The sequence below is a fragment of the Gallibacter sp. Marseille-QA0791 genome (assembly GCF_965119705.1).
Classification (GTDB): Bacteria; Bacillota; Clostridia; order Peptostreptococcales; family Anaerovoracaceae; genus Lentihominibacter; species Lentihominibacter excrementipullorum.
On record NZ_CBCPMH010000001.1, the window covers coordinates 182,159 to 198,376 of the forward strand.

14 protein-coding genes, 1 tRNA gene and 3 rRNA genes are annotated in these 16,218 nt (G+C 48.1%); 13 read left to right on the forward strand and 5 right to left on the reverse strand.

What is annotated here, in order from left to right; translation table 11 throughout:
- Positions 1 to 24 precede the first annotated feature (24 nt).
- Together ACQY69_RS00915 and ACQY69_RS00920 are read right to left on the reverse strand one after the other, a co-directional pair.
- A complete protein-coding gene (locus tag ACQY69_RS00915) occupies positions 25 to 408 on the reverse strand; it encodes a DUF4363 family protein (protein ID WP_428257842.1) in 384 nt (127 codons plus the stop codon).
- Positions 405 to 1,109, reverse strand: a complete 705-nt coding sequence (locus ACQY69_RS00920; protein WP_428257844.1) for a DUF421 domain-containing protein — start codon at positions 1,107 to 1,109, stop codon at positions 405 to 407. Before ACQY69_RS00920 ends, ACQY69_RS00915 begins: the two co-directional genes overlap by 4 nt.
- A 537-nt stretch (positions 1,110 to 1,646) precedes the next feature.
- Between ACQY69_RS00920 and ACQY69_RS00925 the strand changes: the two genes are divergently transcribed.
- The 4 genes from ACQY69_RS00925 to rrf all read left to right on the forward strand — a co-directional run bounded on the left by ACQY69_RS00925 (position 1,647) and on the right by rrf (position 6,609).
- Positions 1,647 to 3,161 (forward strand): 16S ribosomal RNA (locus ACQY69_RS00925).
- Positions 3,162 to 3,212: 51 nt separating this feature from the next.
- A tRNA-Ile gene (locus ACQY69_RS00930) sits at positions 3,213 to 3,289 on the forward strand.
- 209 nt (positions 3,290 to 3,498) lie between these two features.
- A 23S ribosomal RNA gene (locus ACQY69_RS00935) occupies positions 3,499 to 6,395 on the forward strand.
- 97 nt (positions 6,396 to 6,492) lie between these two features.
- Positions 6,493 to 6,609: ribosomal RNA gene (gene rrf, locus ACQY69_RS00940) — 5S ribosomal RNA — on the forward strand.
- Together the 16S, 23S and 5S rRNA genes with 1 tRNA gene alongside form the textbook arrangement of a ribosomal RNA operon.
- 160 nt (positions 6,610 to 6,769) lie before the next feature.
- Here rrf and ACQY69_RS00945 read toward each other — a convergent pair.
- Positions 6,770 to 7,660 carry a 3-hydroxyacyl-CoA dehydrogenase family protein gene (locus ACQY69_RS00945; protein WP_428257846.1) on the reverse strand — a complete coding sequence of 297 codons (891 nt, stop codon included), beginning with the start codon at positions 7,658 to 7,660 and terminating at the stop codon, positions 6,770 to 6,772.
- A 298-nt stretch (positions 7,661 to 7,958) separates the two neighbouring features.
- Between ACQY69_RS00945 and ACQY69_RS00950 the strand changes: the two genes are divergently transcribed.
- The 7 genes from ACQY69_RS00950 to ACQY69_RS00980 all read left to right on the forward strand — a co-directional run bounded on the left by ACQY69_RS00950 (position 7,959) and on the right by ACQY69_RS00980 (position 14,295).
- A complete protein-coding gene (locus ACQY69_RS00950; RefSeq protein WP_428257848.1) occupies positions 7,959 to 8,642 on the forward strand; it encodes a response regulator transcription factor in 684 nt (227 codons plus the stop codon).
- A gap of 10 nt (positions 8,643 to 8,652) precedes the next feature.
- Positions 8,653 to 10,542 carry a sensor histidine kinase gene (locus tag ACQY69_RS00955; protein WP_428257850.1) on the forward strand — a complete coding sequence of 630 codons (1,890 nt, stop codon included), beginning with the start codon at positions 8,653 to 8,655 and terminating at the stop codon, positions 10,540 to 10,542.
- A 162-nt stretch (positions 10,543 to 10,704) separates the two neighbouring features.
- Positions 10,705 to 11,154 (forward strand): hypothetical protein, encoded by a 450-nt coding sequence (locus ACQY69_RS00960; protein WP_428257851.1) that lies wholly within the window; start codon positions 10,705 to 10,707, stop codon positions 11,152 to 11,154.
- Entirely contained in the window at positions 11,151 to 11,777 is a 627-nt protein-coding gene (gene tmk, locus ACQY69_RS00965) for a dTMP kinase (protein WP_428257853.1), read from the forward strand. The genes ACQY69_RS00960 and tmk overlap by 4 nt, the downstream gene beginning before the upstream one ends.
- A gap of 2 nt (positions 11,778 to 11,779) precedes the next feature.
- A complete protein-coding gene (locus tag ACQY69_RS00970) occupies positions 11,780 to 12,592 on the forward strand; it encodes a hypothetical protein (protein WP_428257855.1) in 813 nt (270 codons plus the stop codon).
- Between the two features lie 3 nt (positions 12,593 to 12,595).
- Positions 12,596 to 13,522 (forward strand): PSP1 domain-containing protein, encoded by a 927-nt coding sequence (locus tag ACQY69_RS00975; protein ID WP_428257856.1) that lies wholly within the window; start codon positions 12,596 to 12,598, stop codon positions 13,520 to 13,522.
- An 8-nt stretch (positions 13,523 to 13,530) separates the two neighbouring features.
- Complete coding sequence (locus ACQY69_RS00980; protein ID WP_428257858.1) at positions 13,531 to 14,295, forward strand: tRNA1(Val) (adenine(37)-N6)-methyltransferase; 765 nt, start codon at positions 13,531 to 13,533, stop codon at positions 14,293 to 14,295.
- A 25-nt stretch (positions 14,296 to 14,320) separates the two neighbouring features.
- Here the strand turns inward: ACQY69_RS00980 and ACQY69_RS00985 are convergent, their stop codons facing one another.
- Together ACQY69_RS00985 and ACQY69_RS00990 are read right to left on the reverse strand one after the other, a co-directional pair.
- Complete coding sequence (locus ACQY69_RS00985) at positions 14,321 to 14,851, reverse strand: spore maturation protein (protein WP_428257860.1); 531 nt, start codon at positions 14,849 to 14,851, stop codon at positions 14,321 to 14,323.
- The gene (locus ACQY69_RS00990) at positions 14,841 to 15,422 is read right to left on the reverse strand and encodes a nucleoside recognition domain-containing protein (RefSeq protein ID WP_428257862.1); all 582 of its coding nucleotides are present in this window, start codon (positions 15,420 to 15,422) and stop codon (positions 14,841 to 14,843) included. The genes ACQY69_RS00985 and ACQY69_RS00990 overlap by 11 nt, the downstream gene beginning before the upstream one ends.
- Before the next feature lie 105 nt (positions 15,423 to 15,527).
- On the opposite strand from ACQY69_RS00990, the gene ACQY69_RS00995 reads away from it, so the two are divergent.
- On the forward strand, positions 15,528 to 15,851 hold the full coding sequence (locus ACQY69_RS00995) for a DUF948 domain-containing protein (protein WP_428257863.1): 324 nt from the start codon (positions 15,528 to 15,530) through the stop codon (positions 15,849 to 15,851).
- A gap of 61 nt (positions 15,852 to 15,912) precedes the next feature.
- On the forward strand, positions 15,913 to 16,155 hold the full coding sequence (locus ACQY69_RS01000; protein WP_428257865.1) for an AbrB/MazE/SpoVT family DNA-binding domain-containing protein: 243 nt from the start codon (positions 15,913 to 15,915) through the stop codon (positions 16,153 to 16,155).
- Positions 16,156 to 16,218 lie beyond the last annotated feature (63 nt).

The following is a 16,218-nucleotide window of genomic DNA, read 5'->3' on the forward strand; positions in this document are numbered from 1 at the left end:
TCGAAAACATCGGCTCACAGCTGCTCAGAACAGGTTCCCCATATCGGGCAGTTCGTTTTCGTGAAGAAAGTTGAAACGATACAGAAGAAAAGCTGATTCGGCGGCTGAATTGGCCGGATCCTGCAGCTTTATATAGTAGTATGCTTTGGAAACATAACTGTCCACTTCATTGACAGACTGAGTATCGATGAAGAAGGCTGATACCTTTTTATAGTCATCCCAGTCTCTGGCGATGAAACCGAAGCTTTCTTCAGCAGTCTTCCAATCGCCGCTTTCCACTGCCGGGATCACCTGCTTTTCCAGGATATCTCTGTAGTTATCGACTGTTCTGGTCGAGTAAATATCGTAGAGGCTCCAGGGCACTATCAGCACCAGCATACAGGCTATGGAAATGATAAGATCTCTCATTGTCCCACCTCCGAAGCTGTTCTTCTCTTTGAGTCCGGCATATAGACGTGGAGCTTTCCTTTCCCATCACAGAAGACGAGAAAGACACTGCTCGTATCATCTATTCCCAGGCTGGCCAGCTTCATCAACATGCGTTCCGCCGTCCATCCGGAATTCCGTATGTTTTCATAATATATGATACCGTCCGAAATGAAGACAGAGGGCATCACCTCGCTGTCAGCAGCTATCGATGCATCTTCAGCGGTCAGAGGCCTTTTCTCAGCTTTTTGTATTATGGAAAGCTCCCCGTTGGATTCCATTACGGCGAAATCCACGTCATTTATGGAAGGAGCGCCGCCTATGCGGAGCTGTTCCATCAGATCGTTGATAGTTATCCTCAAAGCCCGCATTTCCTTTACATTGATTTCTCCCTTATCTATGAGCACGCTGGGTCTGCCGCTGAAGATTTTCTTGAATTTTTCGCTTCTGAGTGAAATGAAGGATATGAGTACTTGCAGGAACATCAATGTGAAAATAGCCGCCACTCCTGTTATCATGGATACGTCCGGCGATTCTATGGGGATAGATGCCAGTTCAGCTATCATGAAGACTACGATAAGCTGGAACGGCGACATTTTGGAAAGCTCTGCTTTCCCCATGATGCGGATGACGAACAGGACGATAAGATACAAGATGACTGTTCTGATAAGTACGATAGTCAATGTGCACACCTCCCTATGATCCTATGTTTATTATGGACATGTCCTCCTTCAGATATGCGTGAAAGGCTGTATTTGCAAGCGTTAAAATTAAATACAAAGAAAAACATGTAAAAGTTCGGTAAAATCATTGACAAGGCAAGTTAAATTTGGTAATATAAACGAGCTGTCGCGGCAGAGCGTTCTGAGAAAGGACGAAAAAAAGTCGAAAAAAGATGTTGACAAAAGCTGTGACATGCGATATACTAAAAAAGCTCGCCAAGAGCGGGCGAGGCCGGGAAGCCTGAGGGCGAAAGCGGCCGAGAACATTGAAAACTTCATAGTGTAGAAATTTGAGTCAATAAAAAGGATCTTAAAGATCCGGTCTTGAAAGAGACGATTGATTTGAAGGAAAACTGTACACAAACCTGAAAGGTGAATGTAAAGTTTCCGACAATTTCTTAAAAGAGATAATTCGGATAAAGAATTAGCGAGTAAGACGCTAAGCGTAGACGAGTTAGACTTCAAACTTGATTTAAGCTCGAGAGAGTTTAGATACCATTAATAAAGAGTTTGATCCTGGCTCAGGATGAACGCTGGCGGCGTGCCTAACACATGCAAGTCGAGCGAGAAGCTTTGAACTGACGCTTCGGTTGATGATCAAAGTGGGAAGCGGCGGACGGGTGAGTAACGCGTAGGCAACCTGCCCTTTGCAGAGGGATAGCCTCGGGAAACCGGGATTAAAACCTCATAACGCACAACTGAGACATCTTGGATGTGCCAAAGATTTATCGGCAGAGGATGGGCCTGCGTCTGATTAGTTAGTTGGTGGGGTAACGGCCTACCAAGGCGACGATCAGTAGCCGACCTGAGAGGGTGATCGGCCACATTGGAACTGAGACACGGTCCAAACTCCTACGGGAGGCAGCAGTGGGGAATATTGCACAATGGGGGAAACCCTGATGCAGCAACGCCGCGTGAAGGATGAAGGCCCTTGGGTCGTAAACTTCTGTTCTAGGGGAAGATAGTGACGGTACCTTAGGAGCAAGTCCCGGCTAACTACGTGCCAGCAGCCGCGGTAATACGTAGGGGGCAAGCGTTATCCGGAATTATTGGGCGTAAAGAGTACGTAGGTGGTTACCTAAGCAAGGGGTTTAAGGCAATGGCTTAACTATTGTTCGCCCCTTGAACTGGGCTACTTGAGTGCAGGAGAGGAAAGCGGAATTCCTAGTGTAGCGGTGAAATGCGTAGATATTAGGAGGAACACCAGTGGCGAAGGCGGCTTTCTGGACTGTAACTGACACTGAGGTACGAAAGCGTGGGGAGCAAACAGGATTAGATACCCTGGTAGTCCACGCCGTAAACGATGAGCACTAGGTGTCGGGGTCGCAAGACTTCGGTGCCGCAGTTAACGCAATAAGTGCTCCGCCTGGGGAGTACGTTCGCAAGAATGAAACTCAAAGGAATTGACGGGGACCCGCACAAGCAGCGGAGCATGTGGTTTAATTCGAAGCAACGCGAAGAACCTTACCAGGGCTTGACATCTTCCTGACAGACCCTTAAACGGGTCCTTCTTCGGACAGGAAAGACAGGTGGTGCATGGTTGTCGTCAGCTCGTGTCGTGAGATGTTGGGTTAAGTCCCGCAACGAGCGCAACCCTTGCTGTTAGTTGCCATCATTAAGTTGGGCACTCTAACGGGACTGCCGGGGATAACTCGGAGGAAGGTGGGGATGACGTCAAATCATCATGCCCCTTATGTTCTGGGCTACACACGTGCTACAATGGCCGGTACAAAGAGGAGGCGAGACCGCGAGGTGGAGCGAATCTCAAAAGCCGGTCCCAGTTCGGATTGCAGGCTGCAACTCGCCTGCATGAAGTCGGAGTTGCTAGTAATCGCGAATCAGAATGTCGCGGTGAATGCGTTCCCGGGTCTTGTACACACCGCCCGTCACACCATGGAAGTTGGGGGCGCCCGAAGTTGGCAGGCAAATATGTTACCTAAGGCGAAACCAATGACTGGGGTGAAGTCGTAACAAGGTAGCCGTATCGGAAGGTGCGGCTGGATCACCTCCTTTCTAAGGAGACGAAAGTTTCTGCACTATGAGTTTTATATTTATCTGTGACAGGGGCTTGTAGCTCAGGTGGTTAGAGCGCACGCCTGATAAGCGTGAGGTCGGAGGTTCGAGTCCTCCCAAGCCCACCATCATCATCACAGATGAGTAGCGCACATTGAAAACTGAATAAAAACTGTGAAAGAAGCAAGAAAAGAATCGAAGACGAAATCGAGAGAGGCACGAAAGTGTCATAAGAATAAGGTAATAGCAACCCGAGAGGGTAAGAATTACTACGATTTCAGAGAACCGAGAAAAGAAGCCGAAAGAGCCTGATAACGCTACATCAGGCGACTTGAGAGGTCAAGTGAATAAGAGCATAAGGCGGATGCCTTGGCACTGGGAGCCGAAGAAGGACGTGACAAGCTGCGAAAAGCTGCGGGGAGGAGCAAATATCCGCTGATCCGCAGATATCCGAATGGGGGAACCCGGCGGCGGTAATGCGTCGTCATCCACAGATGAAAAAGATAGTCTGTGAGAAGGGAACGGGGTGAACTGAAACATCTAAGTAGCTCCAGGAAGAGAAAGAAAGATCGATTTCCTAAGTAGCGGCGAGCGAACGGGAAAGAGGCCAAACCGAAGGACTTGTTCTTCGGGGTTGCGGACCACCGTGTGGAATTCAGGGAAGATAGTCGAATGGTTTTGGAACAGCCAAGCGAAGAGGGTGAAACTCCCGTAGACGAAATCGGAGATGATCCAGGTGGCACCAGAGTAGTACCGGACACGTGAAACCCGGTATGAAGCCGGAGGGCCCACCCTCCAAGCCTAAATACTACCCAGTGACCGATAGCGAATAGTACCGTGAGGGAAAGGTGAAAAGGACCCCGGGAGGGGAGTGAAATAGAACCTGAAACCTTATGCTTACAAGCAATGGGAGCGCAAGTGACCATGTACTTTTTGTAGAACGGGCCAACGAGTTATGGTATGCAGCGAGGTTAAGATGCTGGAGCATCGGAGCCGAAGCGAAAGCGAGTCTTAATAGGGCGAATAGTTGTATGCTGTAGACCCGAAACCGGGTGACCTATCCATGTGCAGGTTGAAGCGAGAGTAAAATCTCGTGGAGGACCGAACCCGTATACGTTGAAAAGTGTTGGGATGACGTGTGGATAGCGGTGAAATTCCAATCGAACTCGGATATAGCTGGTTCTCCTCGAAATAGCTTTAGGGCTAGCCTCAAGTTAAGATACACGGAGGTAGAGCACTGAATGTTCTAGGGGCCTTCACCGGTTACCGAAAACTATCAAACTCCGAATGCCGTGCAATCATACTTGGGAGTCAGACTATGAGAGATAAGTTCCATAGTCGAAAGGGAAAGAGCCCAGACCCACAGCTAAGGTCCCAAAATGTAAGTTAAGTGGAAAAGGATGTGGAGCTGCACAAACAGCTAGGATGTTGGCTTAGAAGCAGCCATTCATTTAAAGAGTGCGTAACAGCTCACTAGTCGAGTGACTCTGCGCCGAAGATAAACGGGGCTAAAACTTACTACCGAAGCTTGGGATACCGAAAGGTATGGTAGAGGAGCATCCTGCATTGGCAGAAGGAGAGCTGGAAGGCGATCTGGACGATGCAGGAGAGAGAATGTTGGCATGAGTAGCGAAAGGCAGGTGAGAATCCTGCCCACCGAAAATCTAAGGTTTCCTGAGGAAGGTTCGTCCACTCAGGGTTAGTCGGGACCTAAGCCGAGGACGAGAGTCGTAGGCGATGGACAACTGGTTGAGATTCCAGTACCACCGAAAGTTGTATGAGCGAAGTGGGGACACAGAAGGATAATCAGAGCGCGCCGCTGGTAGAGCGCGTCCAAATAGTGAGGCTGATGCGTAGGCAAATCCGCGCATCTTAAGGCCAGGCTATGATGGGGAGGGAAAAATAGTACCGGAAGCTGATGATTTCACGCTGTCAAGAAAAGCCGCTAGTGAGACTGTAGGTGCCCGTACCGCAAACCGACACAGGTAGATGAGGAGAGAATCCTAAGGTGAGCGAGAGAACTATTGTTAAGGAACTCGGCAAAATGACCCCGTAACTTCGGGAGAAGGGGTGCCATCGAAAGATGGCCGCAGTGAAAAGGCCCAGGCGACTGTTTACCAAAAACACAGGTCTCTGCTAAAGCGAAAGCTGAAGTATAGGGGCTGACGCCTGCCCGGTGCTGGAAGGTTAAGGGGACTGCTTAGCGAAAGCGAAGGCATGAACTTAAGCCCCAGTAAACGGCGGCCGTAACTATAACGGTCCTAAGGTAGCGAAATTCCTTGTCGGGTAAGTTCCGACCCGCACGAAAGGCGTAACGATCTGGGCGCTGTCTCAACAATAGACTCGGTGAAATTGTAGTACCGGTAAAGATGCCGGTTACCCGCAGCAGGACGGAAAGACCCCGTGGAGCTTTACTGCAGCTTGATATTGGATTTCGGCATTGCATGTACAGGATAGGTGGGAGACGAAGAAGCTAGGACGCCAGTTTTAGTGGAGTCACCGTTGGGATACCACCCTTGTAATGTTGAGGTTCTAACCATATACCGTGAACCGGTATTGGGACAGTGTCTGGCGGGCAGTTTGACTGGGGCGGTCGCCTCCTAAAGAGTAACGGAGGCGCCCAAAGGTTCCCTCAGTGCGGACGGAAATCGCACGAAGAGTGTAAAGGCAGAAGGGAGCTTGACTGCGAGACAAACAGGTCGAGCAGGGACGAAAGTCGGGCTTAGTGATCCGGTGGTACCGAGTGGAAGGGCCATCGCTCAACGGATAAAAGCTACCCCGGGGATAACAGGCTGATACCCCCCAAGAGTCCACATCGACGGGGGTGTTTGGCACCTCGATGTCGGCTCGTCTCATCCTGGGGCTGAAGTAGGTCCCAAGGGTTGGGCTGTTCGCCCATTAAAGAGGTACGCGAGCTGGGTTCAGAACGTCGTGAGACAGTTCGGTCCCTATCCGCTGTGGGCGTTGGAGATTTGAGTGGAGCTGTTCTTAGTACGAGAGGACCGGGATGGACATACCTCTGGTGCATCAGTTGTACTGCCAAGTGCATAGCTGAGTAGCCACGTATGGAAGGGATAAGTGCTGAAAGCATCTAAGTACGAAGCCCCCCACAAGAAAAGATCTCCTTGCCGCAAGGCGTAAGACCCGTGAGAGACTATCACGTTGATAGGTCGGAGGTGTAAGTGCAGTAATGTATTGAGCTGACCGATACTAATAGGTCGAACACTTGACCAAGGCAGAGCTTTGGAAGCAGGATTTATTCAGTTTTGAGTGTGCGGAGCACACTTAAAAAGAGAGGTTCAGGCTGTAGATACGGTTTGAACGGAGAATATGCGGTGACAATAGCAAGGAGGATACACCTGTTCCCATACCGAACACAGAAGTTAAGCTCCTTAGCGCTGATGATACTTGGTGGGAGACCGCCTGGGAAAGTAGGACGTTGCCGCTTATTTTAGTTCAGGAGCTGTTATGCTGAGAAGGCGTAGCAGCTCTTTTCTTTTTTGATGAGATTTTGATAAGATAAAGAAAACATGCCTGAGATATCGGTAAAACCGCAGCTTCAGGCATGTTTTTGATTTGGTCATAAAGGCATAGCTTAAAGGCATATCTTATCGGAGGAGGCATGTGTTTGGCGTTTTGGTTCCATCCTCATGATAGATGTAGAAACCAACGCCCGTTTTCTTGCCGAGAAAACCGGAATCCACCATGCGCCTCAGGGAGACCGCAGGTCTGTACTTGGGATCGCCGATCTCCTCGTGGAGGACTTCCATTACGGCCAGCTCTACGTCGATCCCTATCATGTCCATCAGCTCCAGCGGACCCATAGGGTGATGGAGCCCCAGCTTCACACCGCGGTCGATTTCTTCTATGGTACCTATTTTTCTCTCAACCAGTATGCAGGCCTCGTTGAGCATAGGGATAAGCATTCGGTTGACGATGAAACCCGGTTCGTCGTGGGCAAGGATGCAGGATTTTCCCATGAACTCTCCCAGCTCCTTGGCTTTGGCCAGGGCATCGTCGCCTGTTTGATATCCTCTTACGATTTCCATCAACGGCATCTTTGGAACAGGGCTGAAGAAATGCATCCCGACGAAGCGCGCCGGATTTTTGAAGATATTCCCCAAGGCCGTAATGGATATGGAGGAAGTGTTGCTGGCTATGATGGCATCGTCCTTGGCATATTTTTCAAGATCTTTCATTATGCTGACCTTTATATCTTTGTTTTCAGCTACAGCTTCGATGATGGCGTCTGCTTCAGCGCACTGGGATATATCGGTAGTGCAGCTGATACGTCCTATAGCTGCTTCCTTTTCATCTTCACTGAGTTTTCCTTTGGAAACAGATTTTTCCAGGTTTTTTCTTATGCCGGCTATGCTTTTGTCCAGCTGGTTCTGTGAGATGTCGTAAGCTGTGACAGCAAGTCCTTTTACTGCGACGTTTTCGACGATACCGGAACCCATGAAACCGGCTCCCACTACAAATACTTTTTTTATGTCCATAATATCTTTTTCCTTTCTCTTGTGATCTTATTGTTCACTGAATGATAAACACTTATGACACATCCTTGCGGTCATAGCAATTGTACATCGTCACAGTGAAAAAATCAATACTGTTTTAGTCCAGTAGCGGAGATATATTGCCGTGTGATTTCAGGGAGAATAAAGACGTATTTTTTGTCCGCGAGGCGGCTTATGTCGCTCTTGTGGCCAGTTGATGGAGTAATTAAGGAATTCTTAATGGTTTTACGTGTTTTTTCTCAATGGATTTCATGGCATAATATCATTGGAGGTTGAGATAATGTATAACATATTGATATGTGATGACGAAAAAGACATAGTTGCCGCTCTGAAGATTTATCTTTCCGGAAATGATTATAATCTTTATGAGGCTTATAATGGCAGGGAGGCTCTGGAAATCATAGAGAAGAATGAGATCCATCTCGTACTTCTGGATATAATGATGCCAGAGGTAGATGGGATAGAAGTGTTGACTACGATGCGAAGCATGTCCAATATCCCGGTCATTTTCCTGACGGCAAAGGGTGAAGACACTGATAAGATATTGGGCCTCAACATAGGGGCGGACGATTATGTGACAAAACCTTTCAACCCGGTGGAGCTGCTGGCCAGAGTAAAATCACAGCTCAGGCGATATATGGAGCTGGGAGCTGCTCCGACGAGAAAGAGCGCGCTCAAGATAGGAGATATCGAGTTGGATGACGATTCCAAAGAAGTAACGTTCATGGGAAACGCCGTGCGGCTCACGCCAAAGGAGTATGGCATCCTCAAGCTTCTCATGGAGAATATGGGCAAGGTCTTTTCTCCTAAAGAAATATACAGGCTCGTGTGGGAAGAGGATTCATTTGGAGCCGAGGGGACAGTTGCTGTACATATACGCCATATCCGGGAGAAGCTGGAGATAAATCCGGATCAGCCTAGGCATATAAAAGTGGTATGGGGACAGGGATACAAGATAGAATGAGGTGAAGAAGATGAACAAGATCGGAGAGAGCTTCGCCGCGAAATTCGTACTGTATATGCTGATGCTGGTGAGCATCATGACGATGGCTGCGGCTGGGACAGTGGTCGCCTGTAATCTCAATTATAACTGGTATTCCACGGATGAAGACGAGGTAGAACAGGAGATATATTCTGAAACGGCCGAACACATCGGGATGATATTAGCCAACTATGTATATTACAATGAGGAGAATGGATTTGAAGACCAGTCGACAGTGATATACGGAGAGGAAAGAGCGACTCAGTTCGGATATGGCATATATACCAACACGCTGGCTGGCGAAATATCGGATGACGCGGAATGGGAAGCTATAAGAGAAATAAATCCGCAGCTTAGAGATCAGGAAGACGTCTTTGTGATGACTGTGGAGCACAGCGACACTTACAGGATAGATGTGTTCCTGGGAGATATAGAAGGTGGAGGTGCTCCTAATGAAGTGGGTTATGTATATAATCTATATGACTTTTTATACCAATATAGAAATGTGGCGGCAGTCACGACAGCTGTGACTGTATTCGCTTCCTTCGTGCTTCTGGTCATACTGATATGCGCAGTAGGGAGAAGACGGGACAGGAAGTCATTTGCCGCCAGGATCCCGATGGATCTGATGGCAGCGGCAGCAGCCGTATTGCTGTTCGTATGCACGTCGGTTTCCATCGATTCAGGACTGTCGATAATGAATTATGTAGAGCTGCTTCTGGTAGTATGTCTGGTAGCATTGGTGTTCGCTCTGATAATCACCGGAACGATACTTGTTTTCGCGATCCAGGTGAAGGCAGGCGGATGGTGGAGAAACACGGTGATATTCAGGGTATGCGCCCTGGTGAAAAAGGGGATAAAGATACTCTTTAAGATATTCGGAAACGTAAATCTTGTCTGGAAGACGGGACTTGCGATCTTAGCGGCCGTGCTGATAAATCTGATCATTGTGATCATAGCTATAAACAGCTATGGTTCCGGGGCAGTCATCATCCCATGGGTGATAGGAGCCGTGATCACAGCGGCGTCAGTCTTGTACGTGGCTCTTTGCATGAAAAGGCTGCAGGAAGGGGGAGAACGATTGGCAGAAGGCGATATGGGATATAAGATAGATACCAAAGGGATGTTTCTCGATTTGAAAAAGCACGCAGAGAATCTGAACGATATAGGCAACGGGATGGCGAAGGCGGTGGATGAAAGACTGAGGAGCGAGAGATTCAAAACAGAACTTATCACCAATGTTTCTCACGACATAAAAACGCCTATCACATCCATAATAAATTACGTGGATTTCCTCAAAAAGGAAGATATAGAAAACGAAAAGGCGAGGGAATATATAGAAGTGCTGGATCGTCAGTCGCAGAGGCTCAAAAAGCTGACGGAAGATCTGGTGGAAGCGTCTAAGGCGGCTACGGGGAACGTCACTCTCAATCTCATGCCGTGCGACGCGGCAGTGATGATGACCCAGGCTATGGGCGAGTATAAGGAAAAGGCAGAAAGTCAGGATCTGGAAATGATAATGAATTTGCCGGAAGAAAATATAAGTATCATGGCCGATGGCAGGAGCATGTGGCGGGTGTTGGACAATCTGATGAACAACATATGCAAATACTCTCAGCCGGGAACGAGGGTGTACCAGACTCTCGAGGAAAAAGATGGAAAGGCTCTGATAACGTATAGAAACACTTCCAGATATGAGCTGAATATCACTGGTGAGGAGCTCACAGAGCGATTCGTCCGGGGGGACAGCTCCAGACACACGGAAGGAAGCGGCCTGGGACTTTCGATAGCTAAGAATCTTGTAGAGCTGCAAGGCGGAAGATTCGATATATATATAGATGGCGATTTATTCAAAACTATAATAGAATTCGATTTGATATGATGAAGAGACAGAGTGAGAGCGCGGAGCTTCCGGAGAGAAGAGCCGCGCTTTTGCTGTATCAAATTTTAAGTGAGACGCAGGTGATTTTATGGTATAATGGATGCATTGGTTGGAGGCGGACGAAGGAGTATACACGAGTTATAGACAAGAGGACAGTAATATATGGAAGTCATAAATTTTATATTCGTATTGGCTATCGTCGTTCCTCTGGCGGTGCTGATGATATATTTACTAAGCAACCTGAGCAATGATTTCAAGGAATCCTGTAAAAACGCAGAGGCTGAGCGGCAGGCGGAAAAAGAGGCGGGGATGCGGCCGGACAGGACTTACGGTGCTGATCGTGATAGAAGGGAGCGAACAGACGGGAGGCAGTATCCGCGTTGGGAAAGGGCTTCCGAAAGAGAGGATGAACGACGTCCGGAAAGAGGACAGGCTCTTTATCGACAGAAAAAAACGCGGGACGATGAAGAAAAGGCAGGAGGCTCGGGAAACAGGACGGAGAGGCGAAGGAAAGAGCACGGAACTGCGGAGAAGCCCGCTATGCAGCCCAGCAAGCGAAAACGCAGAAAGGAAAGAAAAAACAGGAGGAAGGTCGGAAGAGATCAAAAATGAAACGAGGCTATTTTATATCTTTTGAAGGCGTTGACGGCTCAGGAAAATCCACTCAGATAGAGCTGCTCAAGGATTTACTGGAAAGTCGGGGGTATGAGGTCGTACTGACAAGGGAACCGGGAGGTACGGAGATAGGTGAGAAGATACGAGATATCATATTGGATCCATCCAACAGCGGAATGGATCATATGACGGAAGCGTTGCTGTATGCCGCGTCTCGGGCCCAGCATGTGCGTCAGGTGATCGCGCCGGCTGTGGAAAGCGGAAAGGTCGTCATATGTGACAGATTCGTTGACTCCAGTATCGCTTACCAGGGATACGGCAGGGAGCTGGGAAAATGTGTGGAGGACATAAACAGATATGCTGTTTCAGGATATATGCCGGACATGACCTTCCTCATGAAGGTCAATCTCAATGTAGGCAGCGACAGGATAAAGGGAAGACGGCGAGACAGGATAGAGATGGAAGACAAGGATTTTTACAGCCGTGTATATGAGGGATATGAAATGATCCAGCGTGATTTTCCCGACAGGATTATTGGGATAGATGCCAGTGGCGAGATAGATGTTATCGGCAGCACCATCACAGATCATGTCCAGCGGTTGATGGAGGGCAAACGATAGATATGCGTTTCAAATATCAGAGTGACAATGAAAACCTGACGGAACGGCTGGAGCGCATGGTGAAAACAGGAACCGTTTCCCACGCGTATATCTTTGAAGGTTCGGGATATGTAGATAAGAAAGCTTTTGCCGAAAGCTTCGCCAAGGGTATCCTGTGCCCTATCGCTCGCGGTGATGGCTGCGGCTCTTGCGGGATATGCAATAAGGTGGATCACGGTAATCACGAGGATATCATGTATATATCGGCTTCGGGAGGATCTATAAAAGACGCGGATATCATCAGGATGCAGGAGGCTTTGAAGAGCAAGCCTTTTGGAGACAGACACATCGTTATCATCGAAAACAGCGATACGATGACGTTACGGGCACAGAACCGGCTTTTGAAGACGCTGGAGGAACCGCCAGGAGCCTCTGTCATCATGCTGCTGTCGGAGAACATGGAGAATCTCACTCAGACTATCCGTTCCAGATGTGTCAAATACAGGATAAATTGTTTCGGTAGTGAAGGATATGATTTTATGATGGAAAAGGCTGAAAAAGTAGCCGCCATGGTTCTGGAGCGGAAGCCTTTTTATCAGCTGAAAAAGGAAATCGACGATGTGACGGCAGGCAGCGAAGAGACGGCAGGATTTCTGGACAGCATGGAGATAGTGTTCAGAAACATGTTGCTGGAGAGCGGAAAAGGCATATCGCGATACAGTAAAGACGAGTTGACGGGAAATATATATGCGATCGAGGAAGCAAGGAGAAAGATCAAGAGCGGGATATCACGGCCTTACGCAATGAAGGATCTGCTCGTGAAAATCGGAGGATAGATAATGACAAAGGTAGTAGGGATAAAATTCAAGGATGTGGGCAAGCTGTATTATTTCAGCCCCGGTGATCTGCACGTGGAGGAAGGCGATAATGTTATCGTTGAGACAGCCAGGGGACTGGAGTTCGGTAAAGTGGTGATGGGTGAGACTGAGGTCAGGGAAAAGGATCTGGTCGCCCCGCTGAAAAACATCATCAGGGTGGCTGACGAAAAGGACAGAAAAAGACACGAGGATAATCTGGCGAAAAAGGGAGAGGCTCTCAGGCTGTGTCAGGAAAAGATAGACGCACATAAGCTGGAGATGAAGCTGATAGATGTGGAATATACCTTTGATAACAGCAAGGTGATATTTTACTTTACCGCCGACGGCCGGGTAGACTTCAGAGAACTGGTGAAAGATCTGGCTGCCGTATTCAGGATGAGGATAGAACTGAGGCAGATAGGAGTGCGGGATGAAGCCAAGATGTTGGGCGGCGTAGGGAATTGCGGCAGAGGACTGTGCTGCAGTACATGGCTTTCCGATTTTGAACCGGTTTCCATAAAAATGGCAAAGGTCCAGAATTTGTCCCTCAATCCTACTAAGATATCGGGAATATGCGGAAGGCTGATGTGTTGTCTCAAGTTCGAAAATGAAGTGTATACTCAGTTGAAAAAGGGGATGCCTACGGTGGGAGAGCGGGTGAAGACTCCCGACGGCATGGCCATCGTGACCGATATCAATATACTTGAGAATATAGTCAAGACCAGGCTGATCCTGGAAGAGGGATCTAAGGAAAAAGGTGTCGAGGAGAAGCTCAGTACGGAGCTTTACATCTACGGCAAGAATGATGTGAGACGGATGGGTAAAAAGGGAAGCAAGAGGAAGGATGACGATCTGGAAGATCTCGGAGAAGACGTACTGAAGGAGATAAAGGAGCTGATGAAGGACTGAGGCTGCCCATGGAACGAATAGAAGAAACGGGTTTTGGGAACATAAGGCTGATACAGGATACCGATGGGTTCTGTTATGGGATCGATGCTGTCATATTGGCCGATTTCACCTGCAGGATACGTCCCGATTTTAAAATGGCGGTGGATCTGGGGACCGGAAACGGTATCATACCTTTTATCCTCAGCCATAAAAACAAGGACGCCCGATTCATAGGTGTGGAAGTGCAGGAGGCTGCTGTGAGACTGGCGGAGAAAAGCTGTGCTCTCAATTGCCTGCAATCACGTATAAGCTTTGTCAACGGCGACGTATCGTCGCTGAATAGAATGGTGTATGAGAAGGAGGATGTAGATGTGGTAACATGCAACCCTCCTTATTTTGCCAGAGGCGGCGGGATACCGCCTGAAAATAAAGGCCGCTTCATCGCCAGGCATGAGACGACTGCGGAAGTGGGAGATTTTATAAAGACAGCAGCGGACATCCTCGATGGCAGCGGGGATCTTTTCATGGTCCATCGTCCTTCCAGATTGGTCGACATATTCTGCAGCTGCAGGGAATATGGTCTTGAACCGAAGACCATCCGATACGTGATACCGAGAGCAGGAGAGATACCAAACATCGTGTTGATACATTGTGTGGCCGGAGGCGGCAGAGAACTGAGGATGATGAGGGAGCTGCCGGTATACGGATCAAATGGGCAGTACAGTGATGAGATAATGGATATATACGAAAGAAAGACTTCGGAGACAGGAGGACCGGAAACCTGTTTGCGGTGAGGACTTCTGGTGATGACCTCTTATGTTACATGATCATACATATGTATACGGAGGCGAAGATGCCGACAATGTACCCTACCAGGCCGGCGATGAAGGAATGCCTCATTTTTTTTACGGAGGTGACACCGAAGTAGAGAGCAAGGACATAGAATATGGTCTCGCAGCTGCCGACCATTACTGAAGCCGCGCGGCCCACCAGTGAGTCGGGGCCGGAAGCATCCATTATCTGCTCTGCCACCACCAGAGAACCGCTGCCTGATACAGGCCTGAGGAATATGAGGGAGATCAGTTCTTCAGGTATAGAGAAAAAGTCGAATATGGGAGCGACGGCTTTTTCTATGAAATCCATGGCTCCAGATGATGTGAGAGCCTCTATGGCTATGAATATACCGATGATAAATGGGAGAATCTCGACGCATGTTCCAAGCCCGTCTTTGGCGCCTTCGATAAAAACATCGTAGATATCGGTCTTTTTCCTCAAACCGTATACCAGGATGACCGTTATCAGAACGGGGAGGAACATTGTGGAAAAAATGCTCAGTACGCTAGAGATCATCGCCTCTCCTTTCGAAAAATCTGCACACCAGCACGGAAACTATCATGGAAATCAGGCCGGCGATGATGGAAGGGACAATGATATCCTCGGGAGATGCCGAGCCCAGATCGCTGCGTATTTTTATCACAGCGACCGGGACCAGCTGTATCATCGACATATTGAGAGCCATGAACATGCACATAGTATCGCTGGCATACTGAGGTCTTGGATTTTCTCTGTCCAGCAGCTCCATGGCTCTGAGAGAAAATACGGTAGCACTGTTTCCGGCGCCGAATATGTTGGCCATGAAACTCATTATCATCACCGCCAGGGTCTTGTCATTCTTCTCTCCGGGAAAGAGGAACTTCATCAGCGGTTTCATAGTTTCGGATATCTTCTCTATGAGCCCCGACGCTTCGGCGATCTTCATCAGGCCACTCCAGACGGCCATGATACCTGCCAGAGAAAGCATAAACTGGACGGCCTCTCCGCAGCTGTTCATCAGGCCATCGGTGAACTGAGAGATCCTGCCGTTTACCACTGAAAAAACGATACCGATGATGAGCATGAAGCCCCATATGCGATTCATCATAAATTAACACCTCTAGTGTAAAAATATTCATTTAAGTGAAAAATATGTTGAAGCTGTTTCGATTTTATGTGATAATATAATAAGTATGTATGGGAGGACTTACCTATGAGCATAACCATTGATTTGAAAATGCTGTTGCTGATTATTATATGTATTGCCGTCGTACTGCTGGTGATATATCTGATCCGCTGCTTGAAGAGTCTGATGGTGACGTTGGAGCATACGAATGAGATCCTCAAAGACGTAGAAGTCATGACAGACCTGGCGGCCAAGAGAAGCAAAGATGTCGACAACATTATAACCAATGTGTCGGAAACGGTTTCGGATATAAGTGAAACGATAAGCGGAAAGCAGAATGCGATATCTATAATAACAGCCATAGCCAGGGCTATACTGGCAGTCAAGAACGCTGCTGACAAGGAAAAATAGAGACGATTCGATGTGAATGGGTAAGATAATGATGGACTTAGGGGATTGAAAGGAGTTAGTCATGAAAGCAACAGGTATAGTAAGAAAAGTTGACGAACTGGGCAGGATCGTGTTACCGATAGAGCTGAGAAGAACATTGAATATAGACATAAAAGATCCACTGGAAATATATGTGGACGGTGAATCGATAATGCTCAAGAAGTACCAGCCGGCTTGCGTATTCTGTGGAAGCTCTGACGGGATCAAGCAGATCAAGGGAAAGAATGTATGCAGCAAATGTATAAAGGAGCTGCAGAGTCTATAGTATCTTAAAAGCGATGCGGAAAAAGGGCTGATTTCATTGTCCTTTTTTTGCGTTAAAATCATA

What these genes read in the sequence shown, in the direction of transcription:
- ACQY69_RS00970 (WP_428257855.1), top strand. Translation starts at nt 11,780, where the DNA reads ATGCGTTTCAAATATCAGAGTGACAATGAAAACCTGACGGAACGGCTG.
- tmk (WP_428257853.1), top strand. Translation starts at nt 11,151, where the DNA reads ATGAAACGAGGCTATTTTATATCTTTTGAAGGCGTTGACGGCTCAGGA.
- ACQY69_RS00995 (WP_428257863.1), top strand. Translation starts at nt 15,528, where the DNA reads ATGAGCATAACCATTGATTTGAAAATGCTGTTGCTGATTATTATATGT.
- ACQY69_RS00950 (WP_428257848.1), top strand. Translation starts at nt 7,959, where the DNA reads ATGTATAACATATTGATATGTGATGACGAAAAAGACATAGTTGCCGCT.
- ACQY69_RS00955 (WP_428257850.1), top strand. Translation starts at nt 8,653, where the DNA reads ATGAACAAGATCGGAGAGAGCTTCGCCGCGAAATTCGTACTGTATATG.
- ACQY69_RS00990 (WP_428257862.1), bottom strand. Translation starts at nt 15,422, where the DNA reads ATGATGAATCGCATATGGGGCTTCATGCTCATCATCGGTATCGTTTTT.
- ACQY69_RS01000 (WP_428257865.1), top strand. Translation starts at nt 15,913, where the DNA reads ATGAAAGCAACAGGTATAGTAAGAAAAGTTGACGAACTGGGCAGGATC.
- ACQY69_RS00980 (WP_428257858.1), top strand. Translation starts at nt 13,531, where the DNA reads ATGGAACGAATAGAAGAAACGGGTTTTGGGAACATAAGGCTGATACAG.
- ACQY69_RS00975 (WP_428257856.1), top strand. Translation starts at nt 12,596, where the DNA reads ATGACAAAGGTAGTAGGGATAAAATTCAAGGATGTGGGCAAGCTGTAT.
- ACQY69_RS00945 (WP_428257846.1), bottom strand. Translation starts at nt 7,660, where the DNA reads ATGGACATAAAAAAAGTATTTGTAGTGGGAGCCGGTTTCATGGGTTCC.
- ACQY69_RS00985 (WP_428257860.1), bottom strand. Translation starts at nt 14,851, where the DNA reads ATGATCTCTAGCGTACTGAGCATTTTTTCCACAATGTTCCTCCCCGTT.
- ACQY69_RS00960 (WP_428257851.1), top strand. Translation starts at nt 10,705, where the DNA reads ATGGAAGTCATAAATTTTATATTCGTATTGGCTATCGTCGTTCCTCTG.
- ACQY69_RS00915 (WP_428257842.1), bottom strand. Translation starts at nt 408, where the DNA reads ATGAGAGATCTTATCATTTCCATAGCCTGTATGCTGGTGCTGATAGTG.